23 protein-coding genes are annotated in these 21,817 nt (G+C 59.3%); 13 read left to right on the top strand and 10 right to left on the bottom strand.

Annotation, left to right across the window (positions count from 1 at the left end; translation table 11 throughout):
• Window positions 1–9: 9 nt before the first annotated feature.
• Complete coding sequence (locus ACM6JM_RS28330; protein WP_134333916.1) at window positions 10–666, bottom strand: DUF2931 family protein; 657 nt, start codon at window positions 664–666, stop codon at window positions 10–12.
• Complete coding sequence (locus ACM6JM_RS28325) at window positions 666–2,207, bottom strand: phospholipase effector Tle1 domain-containing protein (protein ID WP_103385988.1); 1,542 nt, start codon at window positions 2,205–2,207, stop codon at window positions 666–668. The genes ACM6JM_RS28330 and ACM6JM_RS28325 overlap by 1 nt, the downstream gene beginning before the upstream one ends.
• Before the next feature lie 172 nt (window positions 2,208–2,379).
• Here ACM6JM_RS28325 and ACM6JM_RS28320 point away from each other — a divergent pair, with 172 nt between their 5' ends.
• Window positions 2,380–2,736 carry a hypothetical protein gene (locus ACM6JM_RS28320; RefSeq protein WP_039767675.1) on the top strand — a complete coding sequence of 119 codons (357 nt, stop codon included), beginning with the start codon at window positions 2,380–2,382 and terminating at the stop codon, window positions 2,734–2,736.
• A gap of 67 nt (window positions 2,737–2,803) precedes the next feature.
• Here ACM6JM_RS28320 and ACM6JM_RS28315 read toward each other — a convergent pair whose 3' ends face one another.
• From ACM6JM_RS28315 to ACM6JM_RS28295, 5 genes are all read right to left on the bottom strand, one after another.
• Window positions 2,804–3,166 carry a DUF6124 family protein gene (locus tag ACM6JM_RS28315; RefSeq protein WP_039767057.1) on the bottom strand — a complete coding sequence of 121 codons (363 nt, stop codon included), beginning with the start codon at window positions 3,164–3,166 and terminating at the stop codon, window positions 2,804–2,806.
• A 419-nt stretch (window positions 3,167–3,585) separates the two neighbouring features.
• The gene (locus ACM6JM_RS28310) at window positions 3,586–3,915 is read right to left on the bottom strand and encodes an antibiotic biosynthesis monooxygenase family protein (RefSeq protein WP_039767059.1); all 330 of its coding nucleotides are present in this window, start codon (window positions 3,913–3,915) and stop codon (window positions 3,586–3,588) included.
• The gene (locus ACM6JM_RS28305) at window positions 3,912–4,907 is read right to left on the bottom strand and encodes a zinc-dependent alcohol dehydrogenase family protein (protein ID WP_039767061.1); all 996 of its coding nucleotides are present in this window, start codon (window positions 4,905–4,907) and stop codon (window positions 3,912–3,914) included. The genes ACM6JM_RS28310 and ACM6JM_RS28305 overlap by 4 nt, the downstream gene beginning before the upstream one ends.
• Before the next feature lie 63 nt (window positions 4,908–4,970).
• Window positions 4,971–5,273, bottom strand: a complete 303-nt coding sequence (locus ACM6JM_RS28300; RefSeq protein WP_007950555.1) for an ArsR/SmtB family transcription factor — start codon at window positions 5,271–5,273, stop codon at window positions 4,971–4,973.
• A gap of 180 nt (window positions 5,274–5,453) precedes the next feature.
• Window positions 5,454–6,002 (bottom strand): cytochrome b, encoded by a 549-nt coding sequence (locus ACM6JM_RS28295; RefSeq protein WP_414882846.1) that lies wholly within the window; start codon window positions 6,000–6,002, stop codon window positions 5,454–5,456.
• 205 nt (window positions 6,003–6,207) lie between these two features.
• Here ACM6JM_RS28295 and ACM6JM_RS28290 point away from each other — a divergent pair, with 205 nt between their 5' ends.
• From ACM6JM_RS28290 to ACM6JM_RS28260, 7 genes are read left to right on the top strand one after another with little or no spacing between them, the layout of a single operon-like run.
• A complete protein-coding gene (locus ACM6JM_RS28290; RefSeq protein ID WP_414882845.1) occupies window positions 6,208–6,885 on the top strand; it encodes a thermostable hemolysin in 678 nt (225 codons plus the stop codon).
• Window positions 6,875–8,356 (top strand): AMP-binding protein, encoded by a 1,482-nt coding sequence (locus ACM6JM_RS28285; protein WP_163975678.1) that lies wholly within the window; start codon window positions 6,875–6,877, stop codon window positions 8,354–8,356. Before ACM6JM_RS28290 ends, ACM6JM_RS28285 begins: the two co-directional genes overlap by 11 nt.
• Window positions 8,353–9,027, top strand: a complete 675-nt coding sequence (locus ACM6JM_RS28280; RefSeq protein WP_414882844.1) for a TenA family transcriptional regulator — start codon at window positions 8,353–8,355, stop codon at window positions 9,025–9,027. Before ACM6JM_RS28285 ends, ACM6JM_RS28280 begins: the two co-directional genes overlap by 4 nt.
• Window positions 9,014–9,823: an SDR family oxidoreductase gene (locus tag ACM6JM_RS28275; protein WP_414882843.1), complete on the top strand. Its 810-nt coding sequence runs from the start codon at window positions 9,014–9,016 to the stop codon at window positions 9,821–9,823. The genes ACM6JM_RS28280 and ACM6JM_RS28275 overlap by 14 nt, the downstream gene beginning before the upstream one ends.
• Window positions 9,820–10,464, top strand: coding sequence for a tetratricopeptide repeat protein (locus ACM6JM_RS28270; RefSeq protein WP_414882842.1), 645 nt, complete (start codon window positions 9,820–9,822; stop codon window positions 10,462–10,464). Before ACM6JM_RS28275 ends, ACM6JM_RS28270 begins: the two co-directional genes overlap by 4 nt.
• A gap of 11 nt (window positions 10,465–10,475) precedes the next feature.
• The gene (locus tag ACM6JM_RS28265; RefSeq protein ID WP_085687674.1) at window positions 10,476–11,138 is read left to right on the top strand and encodes a response regulator; all 663 of its coding nucleotides are present in this window, start codon (window positions 10,476–10,478) and stop codon (window positions 11,136–11,138) included.
• Complete coding sequence (locus ACM6JM_RS28260; protein WP_039767076.1) at window positions 11,135–12,502, top strand: ATP-binding protein; 1,368 nt, start codon at window positions 11,135–11,137, stop codon at window positions 12,500–12,502. Before ACM6JM_RS28265 ends, ACM6JM_RS28260 begins: the two co-directional genes overlap by 4 nt.
• A gap of 21 nt (window positions 12,503–12,523) precedes the next feature.
• Here the strand turns inward: ACM6JM_RS28260 and ACM6JM_RS28255 are convergent, their stop codons facing one another.
• Both ACM6JM_RS28255 and ACM6JM_RS28250 read right to left on the bottom strand, forming a co-directional pair.
• Window positions 12,524–13,786 carry an MFS transporter gene (locus ACM6JM_RS28255; RefSeq protein WP_414882841.1) on the bottom strand — a complete coding sequence of 421 codons (1,263 nt, stop codon included), beginning with the start codon at window positions 13,784–13,786 and terminating at the stop codon, window positions 12,524–12,526.
• 98 nt (window positions 13,787–13,884) lie between these two features.
• On the bottom strand, window positions 13,885–14,772 hold the full coding sequence (locus ACM6JM_RS28250; protein WP_103385984.1) for a LysR family transcriptional regulator: 888 nt from the start codon (window positions 14,770–14,772) through the stop codon (window positions 13,885–13,887).
• A gap of 133 nt (window positions 14,773–14,905) precedes the next feature.
• On the opposite strand from ACM6JM_RS28250, the gene ACM6JM_RS28245 reads away from it, so the two are divergent.
• The 4 genes from ACM6JM_RS28245 to ACM6JM_RS28230 all read left to right on the top strand — a co-directional run bounded on the left by ACM6JM_RS28245 (window position 14,906) and on the right by ACM6JM_RS28230 (window position 19,918).
• A complete protein-coding gene (locus ACM6JM_RS28245) occupies window positions 14,906–16,555 on the top strand; it encodes a GMC family oxidoreductase (RefSeq protein ID WP_074688732.1) in 1,650 nt (549 codons plus the stop codon).
• Between the two features lie 81 nt (window positions 16,556–16,636).
• Entirely contained in the window at window positions 16,637–18,259 is a 1,623-nt protein-coding gene (locus ACM6JM_RS28240; protein WP_039767085.1) for an MFS transporter, read from the top strand.
• 155 nt (window positions 18,260–18,414) lie between these two features.
• Entirely contained in the window at window positions 18,415–19,257 is an 843-nt protein-coding gene (locus ACM6JM_RS28235) for a hypothetical protein (RefSeq protein WP_414882840.1), read from the top strand.
• Between the two features lie 34 nt (window positions 19,258–19,291).
• Window positions 19,292–19,918: a hypothetical protein gene (locus tag ACM6JM_RS28230; RefSeq protein WP_414882839.1), complete on the top strand. Its 627-nt coding sequence runs from the start codon at window positions 19,292–19,294 to the stop codon at window positions 19,916–19,918.
• A gap of 63 nt (window positions 19,919–19,981) precedes the next feature.
• Here ACM6JM_RS28230 and ACM6JM_RS28225 read toward each other — a convergent pair whose 3' ends face one another.
• Window positions 19,982–20,350, bottom strand: coding sequence for a DUF427 domain-containing protein (locus ACM6JM_RS28225; protein ID WP_414882838.1), 369 nt, complete (start codon window positions 20,348–20,350; stop codon window positions 19,982–19,984).
• Window positions 20,351–20,530: 180 nt separating this feature from the next.
• Between ACM6JM_RS28225 and ACM6JM_RS28220 the strand changes: the two genes are divergently transcribed.
• Entirely contained in the window at window positions 20,531–21,745 is a 1,215-nt protein-coding gene (locus ACM6JM_RS28220) for an MFS transporter (protein WP_039767090.1), read from the top strand.
• Window positions 21,746–21,817 lie beyond the last annotated feature (72 nt).

Here is a 21,817-nt window from a genome sequence, read left to right as displayed (position 1 = left end):
TGTTGACAGCTACCAACTGCCGTACGGAATGCCAAACTTCTCAATATAGCGTTGCGACTTTTCACTGACCGGATAAGCGTAACGTCCTTCGTTCTTCCCCTGACTAGGCCCTAACGGCTCAATCTCTGCTTGCGCCCGAGCGACCTTGATCGCCTTGTGACACGCGTCTTTAACCCAAGCCTGCACCACCCCGCCGGGCGCCAGCCCCAAGTAAACCGACGCCATAAACCGCACTTCTCGTTCAGGTGTTTGCGGGCAACGTTTGCTGGTGGATTCCAACATCAAATGTCTGGCGTGTTCTGGAATATCCACCCAGGCTTGCCAGGTTTTCTTTTCAACGATTGACTGCCATCGAACATATATCCGCACGGGAAGATCGGCACCCACCACTCGTTTTCCACTGCCGTCCACGATGGACCAGCCGCGAGCCGACTCGGTGCCGTCCTCTGGCTCGCCACCGGCTGCGGAGCCACCATTGGCCTTGAAGTAGACCTTGCCGGTAACGTCCTGCACAGAACTGTCCTCTACCCAAACCTGCATGTAATCAGGTTCGATGAATGCCAATTCCCACCATTCGGATTTGGGGTCGTTTTTGCCTGATAGCGGGTCAGCAGACTGGCAGCCAGCCATGAACAACGCGCAAAACAGAGTGACGAGTAATTTCATTACCAGAGCGTCCAGTCAGGTACGTGAGGATGTTGTACGCGAATTGAGTCTGCGGTAGGAGCATTGATATAGACCGCGCTCATTCCGCTGCCATCTCTGCGGCCAAGGGGGTGGATCCAGTTTGCAGACGTGTGAATGTACTTCAGTTTCAACAGCTTTTCTTCTTGCGGAGTAACGCTGTAGTCACCCGCCAAGAACCGATCACACAACGCTTGAAGCTCTGAAGGAACAGCCAATTCCGGTGTATCCGGAATGTCTTTAAAGCGAACGCCCTTCTCTTTCGCCAACTGGTGCATCAAGCGCAGGTACACCCGGGAGAGCATGCCACTCACCGGACGTTTTAGTTGGACGGCGGCGTACACCCGTTTTAGGCGCGGACTGAGCCGATCTTGTAACGCATTAGGCAAGGGCAACGCAGCTGGCGTGACAATCTCCAGCATTTCCGCAGGCCAACCTTTGGCAAGCAACTGATCCTTCACTATCTCTGCATCACGATAAATCGAGGTTGTCACAACATCAGTATTCTGCGACACGTCCAAGCTTTGCATGGGGCTGACGAGTACATTCTCTTGTGCTTCTTCGAGGTAACCACCACCAAGGTCGGAATGAACTCCCGGTAAAACGATTTCCAAATGATCGGGCTTGACGCGACTCAAAGCGAAATTCGCCCGGCATTCATCGCGGGCAGTTAGCTGGACGACATCAGAGAAATAGCGACGATCCAGGTACAACCTGATGCCAGTGGCAACAGGGCTTTTGATATTGCCCAGATTTGACCATCCGGCAATCGAGGGTACGGTATCGAACAGACCAATGAAGCCCATGTTGATGCTGCTTTTGTATTGATCATTGAAAGTAGAACTAAATCCTCTCGCACTACTGCGCATCACATCCCCAAGAGGGCCCTGCTTTCCGCGTGCAATTTCATTGGCAAAATGCCGAGCGGCAGCAGCTCCACGGCTGAAACCGAACGTATCGAATGTCAGAGAAGTAATTTCGCTCTCAGGATGGCTAGCCAGTACCCCTTCAATACGCAGCTTGATCTCTGAAAACGAAAGCTGAACACGACCTGCAACCCCCGTCTCACCTCGACCAGTGCCCGCCCCAAGCGTGCTGTCCTCCATGCCTGAGCGAGTACCGATCCCCTCGACATACACCATGCGAAAGGCTTGCTTCTGCGAGCCCTCTCCTTCGGCTTTCTGAGGTGCGTAGTACAAGTCACTCAGTTTCTGCACATTGCTGGTGTCATTACCGTAGCTGCTGTCCGGATCTTTCATGAACGGCTTGCAACTGGCATCAATATCTTGAGCAGCAATGGGATGATGGGCACCGCAAAGTAAACCCGCAGCAGCGTTATTGGCATTATTCCCCGTCCCATCGAAGAACACTCCGATCCGCAGGGCTATGCCGATCTTTTCACGAGCCGATGCCGGTTCCTTCCCGTGTTTCTCATATTCCGCCCAACGCTGGGCATGAATATCGACGGGGTCGGTTCCTTTGTTGCGATAGTTTTTTGGCGGGTTGGGAATGTAGCCACTCAATCCTTGATTCCTTCTTCTGATCCTTGAAGAACGGGCCGAAGGGTGACAGCGGAAATCGGGGGGCGCAAGGCGTGGCCGCGTGCCAGCACCTGGCGCTCTTTCTCCCTGCCTGCAATGGTGGCGCCGAGCCACGAATGATAAGGTTCAGCCTCAAAACCAGGGACGACACCTCGTGCACAAACAATGTCTGGCAGCAGCAGTAACCTTCGCCATCAGTTTTTCCGCTCTTGCCTCTCCCGTACCGCAGGAAGAGCTCGAAGAGTGCCAACGAATAGAAAACTCGGCCAAACAGGTCATGAAAACCAGGCAGCAAGGCGTGCCCATGGCTTCGGTGTTGGAACTGGCCGAAGCGGCAGGTAAGCAGAACGAGTATGTGGGTGAGGTGTTCAAGTCGTTGATTCGCGAGGCGTACGAGATTCCTCAATACTCAAGCGAGAGTTTGCAACAGAAAGCGATCAGCGATTTCCATTCCAATTTCTACAAGGCTTGCATCGTGACGGCGGAAAAGAGAGCAAACGCCAACGGTTGAGCTTAACGAACAAAAAAGGGAGCAGATTCAGGTAGTGAATCTGCTCCCTTTTTACTGAAGGACAGCCTTAAGTCTTCAGTTCGACGTTATCCAACGCCTGATTCACCGCCAATTCTCCGAGCATCACAATCTGCGCAATCCCTATCGCAGTCTTACGGTGAGCGGGCTCCAGCGTGGCCGCAAAGTTGTTGAGCATTTCGCTGGCCGAGCCTAGGGATTCGCTGGCATTGGCGAGCAGTGATTCGGTGTCATACGCCGGATTGGCCAGGTACATCGGATCGTGTTTGTGATGACTCCCCATGACCCGTTGCTGCGGAGTGAGGTAATGATCGAGCGCGCGTTCGGCGGCTTCGTTCAGGGTTCGGGAGTCGGGGAATCTGTAGGGTGAAACCGGATCGGTTTCCGGGGGATTCGGTGTGGGTTTGATCATGGTGAAACTCCTGATTTTCAATAGGAGCTACCAGCATCACTTGCAGATGATGGGTGGCAGCCATGTGCGGGTCTGCAAGACCGGGAAACCAGGCACCCGGCAGACCCGAGGGTCTCCCGCACAAAGCCGCCATTGAGCGGACGCGAACGAGCGTCCTTTTGGCAGGCTGTGCGACTGGTTTTTCCGGCGGGCTTGCAGACCCGATCACTGATGGGCAGTGACGGGAATCAAGTTACGGTCGGAAGTCCAGACGCACAAGCCGGCGGATTCTGTCTTAGGTGTAGGGGACGGCGCAAGGCGCTGTGGGCATCCGGGTGTGGCTGCAGGACTGATTTAAACAACCAATGCGCAGGGCGTTTAACTCCGGATAAAAGCCGGACTGTCACCCAGTCCGGCTCGCTCGTCACAAAATCATGTTTTCAGTTTCCGGGCCAAAGCGCCCCATCACCTTCGCCAGCCGTAAAAGCCGCCCCCTCAATGTGATAAACCTGCGGCTCCTCTGAAAAATACCTCTCAAGTCCCAGCATAAAGACCCTGTGATCCTCCCCCGCCTCAAACTCCGTATGAGCCTCAAGCGATTCCCACCGCACGATCAAATTGAACCGCTCCGGCGTTTCAATCCCCTGCGCAAGCATGTGCCCGCCATACCCTTTAGCGCGGCGGAGTAGAGACGCTACCTCGGCAAATGCATGCCGGAATTCATCAACACGTTCTGCGTGAACAGGCAACAAAGCGATCTCATAAATCATGACGCATCCCCAACAGAACCCGAACGAAGTGACGGCACGACCGTAATCGCAATTTTCCCTTGAAGACCATTGTTGGGACTTTCCAACCGAGCATGGGCCAGCGCAATCTCCGCAAGCGAATACACCGCGCCAACATGTGGCCGCAGTTGACCGCGCTCCACCAGGGCACTCAATTCATCGAGCTTGCCGCGGTTCTGGCGGGTGAACACGAAGTGATAGCTAGCGTTCTTGCCCCAGGCCTGAACCAGGTTTTGTGGCTGGGCGATGTCGACAATCGAAACCACGCGGCCAAGTTGTGCGAGGGCGTCGGGACTGCGCGACAGGGTGTCGCCGCCGATGGTGTCGAACACCACGTCCACTCCGAGGCCATTGGTTTCTCGCAGGATGGCGTCGACGTGATCTTCCTTTTCGTAGTCGATGATCACGTCGGCGCCCATGCGGCGGACGAACTCGGCGTTTGCTTCGCGTGCGGTGGTGAACACTTTGGCGCCCATCGCTTTGGCGAGCTGGATGGCGACGTGTCCGACGCCTCCCGCGCCGCCGTGGATCAGAATGCTCTCCCCCACTCTGAGCGCCGCCCGCACGATCAGGGCTTCCCACGCCGTCCCGCCCACCAGGCTCAGACTGGCCGCTTCGAGATGGCTCAGCGAGCGCGGCTTTTTGCCGATGATGCTGGCGGACGCCACGTGGTATTCGGCATAGCTGCCGGGGCCGTCGAAGATTTGCGGCGTATACCAGACTTCATCGCCCGGTGCGAAAGCCGTCACGCCCGGGCCGACCGCTTCGACGACGCCGGAGACGTCATGTCCGGTGATAGCTGGCAGTTGCACCAGGTCGGGATAGTCGCCACGTCGGACCTGGTAATCCAGTGGATTGATCGAGGTGGCGTGTACGCGGACCAGCACTTGCCCCGCTTCGGGTATGGGCTTGGGTACGTCGCAGAGTTTGAACGATTCCGGGTTGCCAAATGATTCAAGCAGCATCGCTTTCATGGTGAATCCTCGTATCGACAATAAGGGATATCGAGATATCTCGATATCATGCGGTAAATTTTTTTACAGCTCTTTCCCTATGACCTCGGCCAAGGCGCTGATGTTGGCTTCATTGCGCTTGTAGTAGGTCCACTGACCGATGCGCCTGACTTCAACCAGGCCCACGCGCTGCAGCGTTGCAAGATAACCGGACACCGTTGACTGCGAGAGTCCGATGCCCTCTTGAATACTGCTCACACACACGCCCACCGTGTGAACGTCGCCCTCGTCCTGCGGGGGGAAGTTCTTTACGGGGTCTTTCAAGCCTTTCAGGATTTCAAGCCGTACCGGGTTTGAGAGTGCTTTGAATACTTCGATCAGGTCCATGCCGCGAGAATATCGAGATTATTCGATATGTCAATACGCTGATTGACCAACGGAAAACGAACCGCTGGCCGGATCATCGTGAAGATGTCCTCACTTCCTGTTGTCAGGCAACAGACTGGACGCTGATCGTGCGTTCGGCAACCTGCCCGGCAGACTGCCTTTGGCTTTTTGATAACGAACTCAACGCTGACGCGACGGCAGCATGCGCAGCAGCGTGTTGTCCCGCACCCAATAGTGATGAAACAGCCCCGCCGCTGCGTGCAGGCCGATCAGCCAATAGCCCGCACTGCCCAGCAGTTCATGCCAGTACTTGATCTGCTTGGCCAGGTCCGGATCGACCGCCACCGGCGCCGGCACATGAAAGCCGAAATACGGAAAAGGTTTGTCGCCGGCCGCAAGCATCAGCCAGGCCAGTACCGGGGTGGCGATCATCAGCCCATACAGGGCCAGGTGCATCAGGTGCGCGATTGCCGTCTGCCAGGCAGGCGGTTTGGGGGTGATCGGCGGACGCGGCGTCAGGCGGGCAAACAGGCGCACCCACACCAGAACGAAAATGCTCGCGCCGAACATCCCGTGCAGGCCCATTAACAGGCCCCGCGCTTCGCTGCCTCGGGGCATCAAGCCTTTGATTTCAACGCAGGCATACACGCCCACGAACAGCGCCAGCATCAGCCAGTGCAAGGTGATCGACAGTTTTCCATAACGGGGTGCGGCCATGTCGCGGGTCATAGTTGCCTCGTGATTGTTGTGAGCGACAGCCGACTCGTTCGGCTGTCTCGATCCGGTTGCCGGGCGGACCGACGGCGTCACACTGCCGTGACAGTCTTAAGACAATCTGAAGATCCGTCGTTCGTTAACCTTTTTTCACCTTCAGACTTCGTTAAGAAATGGTCCGGATACTCCACTCAAACCTATTGAGGGAGGCGTTCAGCCCATGCCCGATTCTGACTGGAACATCTCCCTGCCCCTGCGTTTCGGCCAAGGCGAAACACCGCAGATGCAACTGTCGAGCGCCCCACCCGGCGACGCTCAACGAGCGGCGTTCGAAGCGTTTATTCAACAACGTTTTCGCAAGGCCCACGGCGCCGATATCCGCCATTTCATGCCTGAACTGTTTGGTGTGCACAACGACTCCGGGGACCTTTGCGCGGTCGCCGGAGTACGTCGTGCGCACCTTGAACCACTTTTTCTCGAACATTACCTGGATGAACCGATCGAGCCGTTGATCAGCGCGGCGGCAGACCATCCGGTGGCGCGCAGCGCGATTGTCGAAGTCGGCAACCTTGCCGCCAACGACACCGGCAGCGCGCGCCTGAGCATCATTGCGATCACTTACCTGCTGGCCATGGGCGGTCTGGAGTGGGTGACGTTTACCGGCAATATCGGGCTGGTCAACAGCTTCCATCGCCTGGGTCTGAAACCCGTGACGCTGTGCGCCGCCGACCCGGAACGCCTGGGCGATGACCGTCACCACTGGGGCAGTTACTACGAAAGCAAACCCTGGGTGCATGTCGGCAACATCCGCGCCGGTTTCATCCATCTGCGCAACATCGGTCTGTTCAGCCGGCTGGGATTGCCGACGTCTATCGAAGGAGCCTGCCATGTCGCTTGAACGGCAACGATTCCAGGAAACCCTGCGCAGCCATGCAGGGCGCAATGACAACGCTTTGGCATTGTGGGGCGACACGCTGAAAATCAGTTACACCACGCTGTACGCCGAGGTGATGTACCGCCAGCAGCGCTTGCGCGATGAAAACGTGAAGGTTATCGCCCTGGCGCTGGACAACGGCGTCGAAGCCATACTCTGGGATCTGGCGGCGTTGTTTGAAGGCTTGACGTGCGTGACCCTGCCGCCGTTCTTCAGTCCGGCACAACGTGCCCATTGTCTTGAACAAAGCCAGGCCGAAAGAGTGATCGCCGAACCGGAGCTGGAGCCAGAATTGCTCGCCGCCGGTTATGAACAACGCGGTGAATTCTGGTGCCGCGCTTTTGAAGGCCCGAACCGCCTGCCAGTCGGCACCGCCAAACTGACGTTCACTTCCGGCACCACCGGCACACCGAAAGGCGTGTGCCTGAGCGCCGACAGTCTGCTGCGGGTCGCTCGGGAGCTGGAAGAGGCCAGCAAACCCACAGCCCCTCAACATCACGTGGCGTTGCTGCCGCTGGCGATCCTGCTGGAAAACCTTGGCTGTTACGCGGCCCTGTACGCCGGCGCGATGCTGAGCGTGCCAAGTCAGAAAACCCTGGGCATCCAGGGCGCCAGCGGCGTCGACCTGCCGCGTTTGCTGGGCTGCCTGGCCCACCGGGCGCCCGAGAGTCTGATCCTGGTGCCGCAATTGCTTTTGCTGTTGGTCAGCGCTGCCGAACAGAAAGCCTTCGATCCGCAATCGCTGCGTTTTGCCGCCGTTGGTGGCGCACGGGTTTCCGAGGATCTGCTGCACCGCGCGCAACGAATCGGCCTGCCGGTCTACGAAGGTTACGGCCTGTCAGAGTGCGCCTCGGTGGTCTGCCTCAACCGACCCGGCGAACGTCGTCCGGGCAGTGTCGGGCGGCCCCTGCCCCATGTCGACGTGCGCCTTGCCGAAGACGGAGAGGTGTTGATCAAAGGCTCGACCTTGCTCGGTTACCTTGGCGAGCCGACGTACAGCGATGAATGGTGGCCCAGCGGCGATCTGGGCGAGTTCGACCCGGAAGGTTTTCTCTACCTCAAGGGCCGCAAGAAGCATCAGTTCGTTACCAGTTTCGGGCGCAACGTCAACCCGGAATGGGTCGAGTCCGAACTGACTCAGCGCCAGCACATCGCCCAGGCCTTTGTGTATGGCGAGGCCTTGCCGCACAACCACGCCCTGCTCTGGCCACATCGCCCTGATTGCACCGATGCACAACTGGAAGCCGCCATCGCCGCTGCCAACGAGGCCTTGCCCGATTACGCCCAGGTGCATCACTGGACACGCCTCGAACAACCTTTCACGGCCACCAACGGCCTGCTCACCGCCAACGGTCGCCCGCGCCGCGAGGCAATCGTCGCGCAGTACCGCGCCGTGCTTACCGAATCCGCCTTTTCCGAGGAATCCGCATCATGAGTTTTTTCGACACCCTGCAAGAAGCCACGCACCAGGAACGCCACGAGCTGTTCAATCTGCCGATCATCCTCGATGCGCTGCAAGGCAAGGTCAGCCTTGAAAGCTATCGCGCGTTTCTCGCCCAGGCCTACTACCACGTGCGTCACACCGTCCCCTTGATGATGGCTTGCGGCGCGCGCCTGCCAACGCACCTGGAATGGCTGCGCAAAGCCGTGTGCGAATACATCGAGGACGAATACGGTCATGAGCAATGGGTGCTCAACGACATCGAGGCCTGTGGCGGTGACCGTAACGCGGTGCGTGATGGCCAGCCGTCGCTGCCGATCGAGCTGATGGTCAGCTTTCTTTACGACCTGATCGCCCGAGGCAATCCGGTGGGTCTGTTTGGCATGGTCAACGTGCTGGAGGGCACCAGCATCGCCCTGGCCACCCATGCGGCGGGCAGCATCCGCGAACGTCTGGCCCTGCCGGAAACGGCGTTCAGCTACCTCAGCTCCCACGGTTCGCTGGACATCGAGCACATGCAAACCTATCGCCGGCTGATGAATCAGCTGGAAGATCCGGCCGACCAGGCGGCGGTGATTCATGCCTCGAAAGTCGTCTATCGTCTCTACGCCGACATGTTCCGCGGCCTGCCCCGTGACGCGGAGGTTCAACATGCAGCTGCATGAAGCCCGTGTGGTGCTGACCGGTGCCAGCGGCGGCATCGGGATAGCGATCACGCGTGCCCTGTGCGCTGCCGGTGCGCAGGTCCTGGCGGTCGCGCGGCATCAGGAATCGCTGCGCCCGTTGCTCGATCTTTACCCACAGAACCTGTGCTGGGTCGCTGCCGACCTGACATTCCTCAGCGACCGACGCAAGGTGCTGGCCACCGCCGAGGCCATCGGCGGCATCAACCTGCTGATCAACGCCGCCGGGGTCAATCATTTCGCAATGCTGGAACAGCTCGACGACAGCGACATCAACGCCATGCTGGCGGTGAACATCGGTGCACCGATCTGCCTGACCAAGCTGTTGCTGCCGCTGCTCAAGCAGGCCGACAGTGCCATGGTGGTCAACGTTGGCTCGACCTACGGGTCGATCGGCTATCCCGGTTATGCCAGTTATTGCGCCACCAAGTTTGCCTTGCGCGGATTTTCCGAGGCCTTGCGCCGAGAGTTGGCGGATACCCGGGTCGGTGTGTTGTACGTGGCGCCCCGCGCCACACGCACCGCCATGAACAGCCCCGCCGCCCAGGCATTGAACGACGCACTCAAATCCAGCGTCGACGATCCGCAAGCCGTCGCTGCCGCCGTGATCCATGCGATTGCCGGTGATCGCCGCGACCTCTATCTGGGCTGGCCGGAGCGCTTCTTCGTACGCCTCAACAGCCTGCTGCCCAATCTGGTGGATCGCGGTCTGCGCAAGCAATTGCCATTGATCCGTCGCCTGAGTGAAAAACCTGAAAACGAGACGCCGAAACCATGAAAAAACTTCTCGCCTGTGTGCTGCTGGGCGCCCTCAGTCAAAGTGTCTGGGCGCTGGACGCCGCCGATCAACAACGCCTCAGCAGCATCCAGCAGAGCTGGGCGCACATCCAGTACGAAACACCGGAAAAACAGCGCGCCGCTGCGTTTGAACAGTTGGCCGTCCAGGCAACGCACTTCGCCACCGAACGGCCGGCCGTTGCCGAGGCCTGGATCTGGAAAGGCATCGTCACCAGCAGTTGGGCCGGTGCCGAGGGCGGGCTCGGAGCCCTGGGCAAAACCAAGGACGCCAAGGCCGATCTGGAAAAATCCCTGACCCTCGACCCCAAGGCGCTGCAAGGTTCGGCCTACACCAGCCTCGCCGCGCTGTACGACCGGGTACGGGGCTGGCCGATCGGTTTTGGTGACAGCGACAAGGCTGAACAACTGCTCAAACAAGCCCTGCAACTCAACCCCGAGGGAATCGACAGTCTGTACTTCTGGGGCGATCACCTTTACCGTCAAAAACGCTACGCTGAAGCCAAAGCAGCGCTGCTCAAGGCCCTGCAAGCCGCTCCTCGCCCAGGCCGGGAAAGTGCCGATGCCGGACGCCGCAAAGAGATCGCCGCGTTGCTGGTGGACGTGAACAAGAAACTCGACTGACAGGAGTCCGTGTGCGTTTACTACTGATCGAGGATGACGTGGCCCTCGGCGAGGGCATTCATCAGGCGCTGGGGCGCGAGGGCTACACCGTCGACTGGCTCAAGGACGGCAGCAGCGCCCTGCACGCCCTGCTCAGCGAAACCTTTGATCTGGCGGTGCTCGATCTCGGCCTGCCACGCATGGACGGACTTGAAGTATTACGCCGTCTGCGCGCCAGCGGTTCGAACCTGCCGGTGCTGATCCTCACCGCCCGCGATGCCACCGAAGACCGCATCGCGGGGCTGGACGCCGGCGCCGACGATTACCTGATCAAGCCCTTCGACCTGGCCGAGCTCAAGGCCCGCCTGCGCGCTCTGCTGCGGCGCAGTGCCGGACGGGCGCAGATGCTGATCGAACATGCCGGCATCAGCCTCAACCCCGGCACCCAGCAAGTCAGCTATCTGGGCCAACCGGTGGTGCTCACGCCCAAGGAATATCAGTTGCTGCACGAACTGCTCTCGCCGCCGGGCCGGGTCATGACCCGCGACCACCTCACACAACTGCTTTACGGCTGGAACGAAGAAGCCGAAAGCAACACCCTGGAAGTGCACATTCATCACCTGCGCAAGAAATTCTCCACCGACCTGATCCGCACCATTCGCGGCGTGGGTTATCTGGTGGAGGAGCGCCGATGACCTCGATCCGGCGCCGCACCCTGACCCTGATCATCGGCTTGATGCTCGCCGGTCTGACTGTGCTCAGCCTGTTCAACCTGCACGACAGCAACCACGAAATCGCCGAGGTCTACGACGCGCAACTGGCGCAGAACGCACGCTTGCTGCAAGGGGTGATGCGCATGCCGTTGCCGGGGCAGGAACACGCGGATCTTTATCGGGCGTTCAACTCGGCCCTGGCTGAAGCCGTGCCCAAGGGTGACGGCCATCCCTACGAAAGAAAGCTCGCCTTTCAGGTCTGGAATGCCAAGGGCGAGGTCCTGGTGCATACCGCCAGCGCGCCCTCCTTCAGCACGCCGCCGATCCAGCCAGGCTTCAGTGATGTGGTGGATTTGAACAAGCGCCACTGGCGGGCGTTTGTCCTGGAAGACAAACAGAACGGGCTGCGCATCTGGGTGGGCGAACGTGGCGACGTGCGAGCGGATCTGGTTGACCGGATCGTCCGCCATACCCTGTGGCCGAATGTGATCGGCAGCCTGATGCTGGCGGCGATGATCTGGCTGGCCATCGGCTGGGGGCTCAAGCCCCTGGCCAATATGGCGGCGACGCTACGCGCCAGGCACAGCGGCTCCCTCGAACCGCTGCAATTGACACCCCTGCCCAGCGAGCTGGAACCGATGCAAGCCGCACTCAACCGCATGCTTGCGCAGATCCAGGAAGTGCTCGGTCGGGAACGCCGGTTCATCGCCGACGCCGCCCACGAAATGCGCACGCCGCTGGCGGTACTGCGGGTACATGCGCAAAACCTGCTGGAGGCTGGCACCGAGCAGGAACGTCGCGAGTCACTCGAATTTCTGATCGCCGGGGTGGATCGCACCAGCCGACTGGTCAATCAGTTGCTGACCATGGCCCGCCTCGAACCCAAGGCCAGTGCGCCTGCCAACCAACGCATCGACCTTGGCGACACCGTGCGCAATAGTCTGGTGCAACTCACGCCGTGGCTGCTGAGCAAGCATCTGGAATTGGCCTTTGACGTCAGCGACCAACCCTTCCCAGCGTTCGCCGATGCCGCCGCCATCGACATCGCCCTGAATAACCTCATTACCAACGCCGCCAACTTCTCTCCCGAACTTGGCGTGATCAGCGTGCAATTGACCCAGACCGACGGTTTTTACCATTTGAGCGTTGAAGATCAGGGGCCGGGTATCGATGAAGCGGACCGGGCGCGGTTGTTCGAACGGTTCTACAGCCGGGGCAATCCCGAGGGCGCGGGCCTGGGGCTGACCATCGTCAATACCATCGCAACGCGTCTGGGTGGGCGGATCACACTGGAAAACCGGGTCGAGGGAGGCCTGCGGGCGACGCTGTCGATTCCCGCCGGTTGAACAGGTCTTGGGACCGTTGAGTCAAGGCGTAACCATCGGCGGCGCCTTGCTTTGCAGTGCCATTGAGTCGGCATTGGAACCCGACACTGTCTCGGGCACCGCCACCCAAAGCAGCACCAGCGCTACCAGCGCCACGGCCGCCAAGGTCAGAAACCCGGCGCTGTAACCGGCCTCTTGAACCACGATGCCCGCCAGACTGTTGCTCAATGCCGCGCCCAGTCCGAACACTGTCGAAATCGCCCCCAGACTGACGTTGAAGTGGCCGGTCCCCAGCGTCAGGTCTTTCACCACCACCGGAAACAGCGCGCCGAAAATCCCCGCGCCGATACCATCGAGCAACTGCACCGAAACCAGCCACCACGGATCGTTCGACAGCACATACAGCACACCTCGCAACGGCAAAATTAGAAACCCCGCCAGCAGCAATGGCTTGCGCCCCCACAGATCGGCCTTCGCCCCCACCAGCAGCGCGACCGGCACCATCACCAGTTGTGCCGCGACGATGCAGGCGGACGTGAGCGGCGTGGCCATCTGCAGATTGGCCTGCGCCAGTTTCTGACTCACCAGCGGCAACATCGCCGCGTTCGCCAGATGAAACAGCGCGCAGCAGATCGCAAACATCAGCAGCGGGCGGTTGGTGAGCAACACGGAAAAGCCCGAAGGCTGCTTGCCCTGCCCCTTTGCGCTAGGCTCCAGTCCTCGGGCGAGATCGTGGTCAATGGCGTCGGCCGATACGAACGAGACGGCAATCACACTGGCCAGCGCCATGACTGCCATCAAATAAAACACCGCCACCGGGCCGAACAGGTACGCGGACAAACCGGCCAACAACGCAGCGCAAGCATTGCCCGCGTGGTTGAAGGTTTCATTGCGCCCGGTTCTTCGCGTAAACGCGCGAGGCCCGGTAATGCCGAGGGTGATTGCGCAAATGGCCGGGGCGAAGATCGAAGCGGCAGCGGCACTGATGGCTTGCGTCACGGCCACGAGGCTGAATGAAGTCACGAACGGCAGCAGCAGACAGCTTCCGGTGACCACCAGTGCGGCAATCGCGATCAGCGCCCGTTTGAAGCGTGTGCTGTCGACCAGCGCGCCTGCCGGGGTCTGGGTGATGAGCGCGGCGATCCCGGCAATAGTCATCACCAGACCAATGCTCGCCGGCTCCCAGTGGTGAACCGCCAGCAGGTAAATCGCGAGATAAGGACCGAGCCCGTCACGCACGTCGGCGAGAAAGAAATTCAGACTGTCGAGGGACAGGTTATTGCGGCGATCGAGGTGAGTGGCCACGGGAAACGTCTTCGTTGTCGAGGTTCTGCGAAATGACTCAACCTCCGCAAATCGAATGACCTTTCGCCGGGCGTTTTAGTTGCATGAAACAGCCGTCTTTACTGGCCCATCAACAACTCGCGCTCGCCTTCGCAAAGCCCCACCACGTAATCCCAAACCACCCGCAACCGTACCGACTTGTGCAACTCGCGCCGCGTGCTGATCCAGTAACTGCGCTCGATGCTGTCATCCGGTAAAAGCGCCACCAGATCCGGATCCGACGCCGCCATGTAACAAGGAAGAACGGCAATGCCGAGACCTGAGCGCGCCGCCTGCTGCTGGGCGATCACGCTGGTGCTGTGAAACACCACCCGTGGGTTGCGGCAGAAGCTGTTGAGAAACATCAGCTCCTGACTGAACAGCAGATCATCGACATAGCCGATCCACGCATGCCGGCCAAGATCCTCGCGGCTGCGCAATGGCGGCGCGTTGTCCAGGTAGGCGCGGCTGGCATAGAGCGCAAGCCGGTAATCGGTGAGTTTACGGGTGACCAGCATGTCTGCCGCCGGCCGCTCCAGGTGAATGCTGATTTCCGCCTCGCGGTTGAGGATGCTGACGAAGCGCGGCACCGCCACCAGTTCCACTTCCAGCCCAGGATAGCGTTCGAACAACCCGATCATGCGGCTGGCCAAAAACATGATGCCCAGCCCCTCCGTCACGCCAACGCGAATCTTGCCCAACGGTGCGGTGGATTGAGTGATTTCCTCCTGAGCCAGCAGCGCGACGTTCTCCATGGCTTCGGCATGCTTGAGCAGCGCCTCCCCCGCCGGGGTCATTTCGTAGCCCTGGGCGTGCTGGACGAACAACGCGGTGCCGAGGCTTTTTTCGATGGCCTCGATATGCCGGGCGACGGTGGCGTGCGTGGTGTTCAGGCGACGGGCGGCGGTGAGCAGTCGGCCGCTGCGCTGCAACTCAAGAAAGAACCGCAGGTCGTTCCAGTCGAACATGGCTTGTCCTTGTCGGCTATCGTCAGGGAGCGCTGTTTGAAAACGCACAGCGGCTGCGCAAAAACTAACATTCTTTTGACGAAAGCTAACAACTAGGATGACCGACAACAAAAACAATTAGCGAGGTCAGGGAATGCAGACTTCCCTTGATGAATTCGATTACATCGTGGTCGGCGCCGGGCCGGCCGGGTGTTTGCTGGCCAATCGGCTGTCGGCCGATCCACAGCAGCGCGTGCTGTTGCTGGAGGCTGGCGGGCGCGACAACTATCCGTGGATTCACATCCCCGTGGGTTACCTGTTCTGCATCGGCAACCCGCGCACCGACTGGTGCTTCAAGACCGAAGAACAACCGGGCCTCAACGGCCGCGCGCTGAGTTATCCGCGCGGCAAGGTGCTGGGCGGCTGTTCGTCGATCAACGGCATGATCTACATGCGCGGCCAGGCCAACGACTACGACGGCTGGGCTGCCGAGGGCAATCCGGGCTGGGCCTGGAATGACGTGCTGCCGCTGTTCAAACAGAGCGAAAACCACTTTGCCGGCGCGGCGGACTTTCATGGCGACAAGGGTGAATGGCGCGTTGAACGCCAGCGCCTGTCGTGGCCGATTCTCGATGCATTCCGCAGCGCTGCCGAACAGAGCGGCATCGCCAGCATCGATGACTTCAACCAGGGCGACAACGAGGGTTGCGGCTACTTTCAGGTCAATCAGAAGGCCGGGGTGCGCTGGAATGCGGCGAAGGCGTTTCTGAAGCCGATTCGCGATCGGGCCAATCTCACGGTATTGACCGAAGTCGAAGTGGATCGAGTGTTGTTCGAGGACGGTCGCGCCTCGAAAGTCAGTGCCCGTTGGCAGGGTCAACAAAAGAGCTTCAAGGCGCGCAAGGAGATCGTGTTGTGCGCCGGCTCCGTGGGCTCGCCGAGCATTCTGCAACGCTCCGGAATCGGGCCGCGCCCGCTGCTGGAAAAGCTCGGCATCGGTGTGGTGCATGAACTGCCGGGCGTCGGCGGCAACCTGCAGGATCACCTGCAACTGCGGCTTATCTACCAACTGGAAAACGCCCGCACCCTCAACCAGATCGCCGGCAGCGTGTGGGGCAAGATGGGCATGGGCCTGCGTTACCTGTACGACCGCAGCGGGCCGTTGTCGATGGCGCCGAGTCAGCTGGGCGCATTTGCCCGCTCCGGGCCGGAACAGACTTCGGCCAACCTCGAATATCACGTGCAGCCGCTGTCGCTGGAGCGTTTTGGCGAGCCGCTGCACAGCTTCCCCGCATTCACCGCGTCGGTGTGTGATTTGCGGCCGCAGAGCCGGGGCCGAATCGAAATCCGCGCCGCCGATCCGCAAACCGCGCCGCTGATCCAGCCCAACTACCTCAGCCATCCCGAAGACCTGCGCGTGGCCGCCGACGCGATTCGCCTGACCCGGCGCATCGTCAGCGCCCCCGCCCTGCAAGCCTTCAATCCGGTGGAATACCTGCCCGGCGCCAGCCTGCAAACCGAAGAACAACTGCACGAAGCGGCGGCGAAGATCGGCACGACGATTTTCCACCCGGTCGGCACTTGTCGCATGGGTAACGATGCGGAAGCGGTGGTCGATGCGCAATTGCGCGTGCACGGCGTACCGGGGCTGCGGATTGCCGATGCGTCGATCATGCCGCGCATTACCTCGGGCAACACCTGTTCGCCTACGCTGATGATTGCTGAAAAAGCGGCACAGCTGATTCTCACCCCAACCGCCCGGAGTTTTCCCGCCGAAGAAAAAGCACTGACCGCACTCTCTTGACCAAAGGAACAGCGGCGCACGCCCACAAGGTCGGCGCCGACAGTGGAAACAACAAAAACAATCACTGTGAGGGATACCGATATGTCAGAACACGTTCAGCCTCTGGACGCCGTGCGCAGCGCGGACGCCAGCCCCGATACCCGAAAGGTCATCTTCGCCTCGTCCCTGGGGACGGTGTTCGAGTGGTATGACTTCTTCCTCTACGGCGCCCTGGCGGCGGTCATCAGCAAGCAGTTTTTCGCCGGGGTCAACGACACCACGGCGTTCATCTTCGCGCTCATGGCGTTTGCCGCAGGCTTCATCGTGCGGCCGTTCGGGGCGCTGGTGTTTGGTCGGTTGGGGGACATGATCGGGCGCAAATACACCTTCCTCGCAACCATCATCCTGATGGGCGTGGCGACGTTCGCCGTGGGCCTGCTGCCGACCTACGCCAGCATCGGCATCGCCGCACCGATCATTCTGGTGATACTGCGCATGCTTCAGGGCCTTGCCCTCGGCGGCGAATACGGCGGCGCCGCGACTTACGTGGCCGAACACGCGCCGATCGGCAAGCGCGGGTTCCACACCAGCTGGATTCAATCCACCGCGACCCTTGGTCTCCTGCTGTCGCTGCTGGTGGTGCTCGGTTGCCGCTACTTCACCGGCGATCAATTCGAAGTCTGGGGCTGGCGCATTCCGTTCCTGCTGTCGATCGTGCTGCTGGGCATTTCCACCTGGATTCGCCTGAGCCTGCACGAATCGCCGGCCTATCTGAAAATGAAAGAGGAAGGCAAGGCCAGCAAGGCGCCGATCCGCGAATCCTTCGGCAAATGGGAAAACCTCAAGGTCGTGCTGATCGCCCTGTTCAGTATCAACGCCGGGCAAGCGGTGACCTTCTACGCCGCGCAGTTCTACGTGCTGTTCTTCCTCACCCAGTTCCTGAAAATGGACCCCGCGGTGGCCAACAGTCTGCTGATCATCAGCGTGGTGATCGGCGCGCCGTTCTTCATCATTTTCGGCTGGCTGTCGGACAAGGTCGGGCGCAAACCGGTGCTGATGCTTGGCTTGCTGCTGGCCACCGCGCTGTACTTCCCGATCTTCAAATCCCTGGCCCACTACGCCAACCCGGCCATCGACCACGCCAGCCGACAGGCACCGATCACCGTGGTGGCCGACCCGGCGACCTGCACCTTCCAGTTCGATCCGGTGGGCAAGGCCAAATTCGACAGCCCATGCGACAAGGTCAAGACCTTCCTGGTCAAGCAAGGCCTGCCCTACTCCAGCGTCGCCGCGCCGGCGGGCAGCACGGTGCAAGTGAGCGTCGGCGATGTGAAGCTCGACGGCTTCGACGAAGCCGCCCTGCGCGGCGCCATCACTCTGGCCGGCTACCCGCAACAGGCCGACATGCAGCAAATCAACAAACCGATGATCGTGGCCCTGATCGTCGGCCTGATCATCATCTCGGCCATGTGCTACGGTCCGCTCGCCGCGCTGATGGTCGAACTGTTCCCGACCCGCATCCGCTACACCTCGATGTCCCTGCCGTATCACATCGGCAACGGCTGGTTCGGCGGATTCCTGCCAACCGTGTCGTTTGCGCTGGTGGTGTACACCGGGGATATTTTCTATGGGCTGTGGTACCCGGTGCTGATTACCGGAGTGAGCCTGGTGGTGGGGATGATCTGTCTGCGTGAGACAAAGAATATCGACCTGGACAAGAACTGATTGATACAACCGGTCCGCTTTAGGTCAGGCCTGGAGCGGATTTTTTGTGGATGCTCCTCTGCCATCGACAGCATAGTGGCAGTTACATATCATCCAGCATCACTTAATGCAGCTCCCTTCCTTCATTGCTTCACCCCTCCTAAAGGATCAGGAAAATGGCCGACTCGTCGACGCCCGATACGTCACCCGACAATGCCGAAGACAACAACAAACCTGGCAAAACAAATCGAGGTGGTAAATTCCTTGCGTGGTTCGGCCAAGCCATCGTCCCGGTGCTTTTGGGCTCCTTCCTCTTCAGCGGCATCCTCGAAGGTTACAAGAGCTCCCTCGGCGACAAAAAAGACATTATCGACAGCTATTACCGGCCGATGCGGGCGCTGCACGCCTCCTGCTCTTCAAAGCATCTGGAACTGGCAGATCAATACGGCAAGCTTGCGGGCTCCTACCAATTACAGTTCGATGAGCTGAAGCACATTCTGACCCATCCGGAACTAGCGTCGAAGCCCGGTTACGATGCAGTCCCCAGAGCCCTGTACAAAACCAATGAAGAACTGGCCAAAAGCAGCAAAGAACTGTCCACTGCGGTACGTCAATGCCGCACCGACCTCTACATCAAATATGAAGAACTCGCATTGGTGACAGGCACCTATGAAAAATTCAAAAGACTGGCAAGTGTGCGGGACAAATCGATAGAACAAATCGACAAGCAGATGAAGCTCTCCATGGAGCCTTACCTCGAAGCAAGCAACAGCAACGATATGATGGCGCTCCTGCGCAAAGTTGCTTCCTCTGACGCTGAATCATCAGCGGATCAACAAAAAATGCTTGAAGAGGTTTCTGTTTACGCCAAGCCGGTCGTCGAACTCAATTTTCTATTCAGGACCACCGAACAAAAAAACTTCAATGCGGAACAATCATTCTTCAAATCGACCCGCAATCTTTTCGCGCGTGAGATCAGCGCTCGACAATCCAAAGGCTTTTTCAGCTACCTCTTCTAACCAACGTCGTCAAATGACAAGGATCATCGTCTCGATGAACGATCAATATTTACACATTGCTTGCCCGACTTTACAGCCACTCGATCCCGTGCTGAACAGTTGGATCACTTGCACCGAGCGCTACATCGATGTGTGGGACGGCGATGATCTCCCCTACTGGTACAACGAACAGGCCAACGTAAGCATCCTCGCCGGTGCAGCCTGGAAAGCCGACTGGACTGCCATCGAGGAATATCAGATCAGCAAGATCGCCACGGAGGCGAACGAAAAGACCTCATCGATCGGCCGTAACGACCTGTACATTGCCGACGACAGCAATGGTTTTTGCATTGAGGCCAAAGTCGCTTACGTGCCGATCGATAATCTGGCGTACGCCCGCGACTGGATCTTGAGTAAATGCAAATTAGCGACTGTCGATGCCGCCAGGCTCGACTACAACGAGCCTAAATTGGGCGCCGTATTTATTGCACCCTATTCGCTCGGCAGTCTGGCAAGTGCTGAACAGATTGAAGCCTTCCAGACAATGCTTCGGGCACTGACCAGTGATGCGCTAGCCTGGGTCTGTCCTGCCAAAGCTCAAAAAACCCCGAGTCACGACAACAAGCGCTACCCGATGATCGCGCTGCTGTTTTTGAATGCCGAAGCGGGCAAAAAATCCTGACTGAATGCTGTTGGCGACTGCAAACACAACTGACTGCCGACCAAGTGCATGAAGTCGGCAGTCTCAAACCTCCGCCTCCAACAATTCAAACTTCACCTGATCGGGATAAAACGCCACGTAATCCTTGATCTGGCTGACCGAAATCTTCGGATTTTCGTACGTCCACACCGCATTCGCCCCTTCATGCCCCGGCACTTGCAGACTGAAATAGTTGGCATCGCCCTTGTACGGGCAGTAGGTGGTGTGGTCGGTGCGGGCGAAGTATTTTTCGTCGATATCCTCGCGCGGGATGTAGTAGACCGGCGGGTAATTGGCTTCGAGCAGCACCAGCGCTCGAGCCGAGGCGGCGACCTGTATGCCGTGGAATTTTACCAGCAGGCAGCCAGGCTGCTCGGCGACGGTGATGACGGGACTGGGACCGGAACTTTTCATCGGTTTCTCCTGACGGCGGCGAAGGCACCGGTTCAGGTATAACCCATGCGGGGGAATCTCGTCGGGTTCGCAGCCGAACGGTTTTTCTTCGATCAGATATGACCGCCGCTTGCGGAGGCGGCGGTTTCTGGTTTCATATCACGCGCAAAACGGCCAAAACGCTCACCGACAGGAGTCATCATGCGTAAGGATTACCTGGCTTTCTTCATCTCGCTGTTCCTGTCGCGGCTGGCGGATCAGATCCTGTTGTTCATCGTGCCGCTGGTGGTGTTCCAAACCACCAACAGCGCGTCCTGGGCGGGGCTCGCATTTTTCGTCGAGTCGCTGCCGCGTTTTCTCGCGTTTCCACTGTGTGGGGCCCTGTGCGACAAGTTCTCGCCCATCAGGATTCTGCATATCAGTCAGGTCTACCGGGCGCTGCTCTGTGTGTTGGCGGTTGGGCTTTATGCCGTCTTCGGCGGTATCGCGTGGCTTGTGGTGCTGTCTGCGCTGTGCGGCGTGCTGACTACTCAGGGCATCATGGCCCGCGAAGTGCTGATGCCGCATATTTTCCAGCACTACAGCTACACCAAAACCCTTTCCTACTCGCAGATAGCCGACCAGACCGGACTGGTTCTGGGACCCTTGGTGGCGGCATTGCTGCTGGAGGTTTCGGCCTGGCACTGGGTGGTGCTGTGGGTGGCCGGGCTGTTCCTGCTGGCCGACCTGAGCATGCTGGTGTGGCAACGTTTCAGTCGTATCACCCTCGAGGTGTTTGAGCAGCATCAGGACATCTGGCTGCAGCCTCTGCGCATCGCGTTCAGGCATATCCGCGAACTGGCGGAGCTGAAAAAGATCATCACCCTGGCGATCGGGGTCAACCTGATTGTCGGGGTCACCCTGGCCACTTCGGCGGCCATGGTGCTCGGTCAATACAGCGCCGGCAAGGACGACTACGCCGTGCTGCAAGCGGCTGGCGCGGTGACCACCATCGTGATTCTGTTTTTCCTCGCCCGGGTGGTATTGCCGTTGCGCGTATTGGGTGGCGTTGCCTATTCGATGCTCGCCGCCGGCGCCTTCATCAGCGCTCTGAGCCCGAACCTGGCGGGTTATGTGCTGGGTTTTCTGTTGATCGTCGGCTTCGACAAGATGTTCAACGTTTACATGCGCAGCATTCGCCAGCGAGTCATTCCCCCTCAGGACTTCGGCAAGACCGTGGGCGTGATCACCCTGCTCAACAACTTGTCACAACCGCTCGCGGGACTGCTTGTTGCGCTGCTCGCCGCGCCTTTGGGGGCACAACGTGTGATCCTGATCCTGGCTGTGCTGGCGACGCTGCTGGGCGTTGCGGCTCTCTGGTGGTTTGCCAGAGTACGTAATACATCCGCCGCTTCGATCCTCGAAACCGAGCAGTAACCGATTTCAATGTCGTAGAGCGATGTCCGAAAACAAAAAAACCGCAGCCTGCGAAGGACTGCGGTTTTTTCG

This window comes from Pseudomonas sp. IT-P2, assembly GCF_949767575.1.
GTDB classification, from domain to species: Bacteria; Pseudomonadota; Gammaproteobacteria; order Pseudomonadales; family Pseudomonadaceae; genus Aquipseudomonas; species Aquipseudomonas pharyngis.
This window is presented reverse-complemented; position numbering and strand designations above follow the sequence as displayed.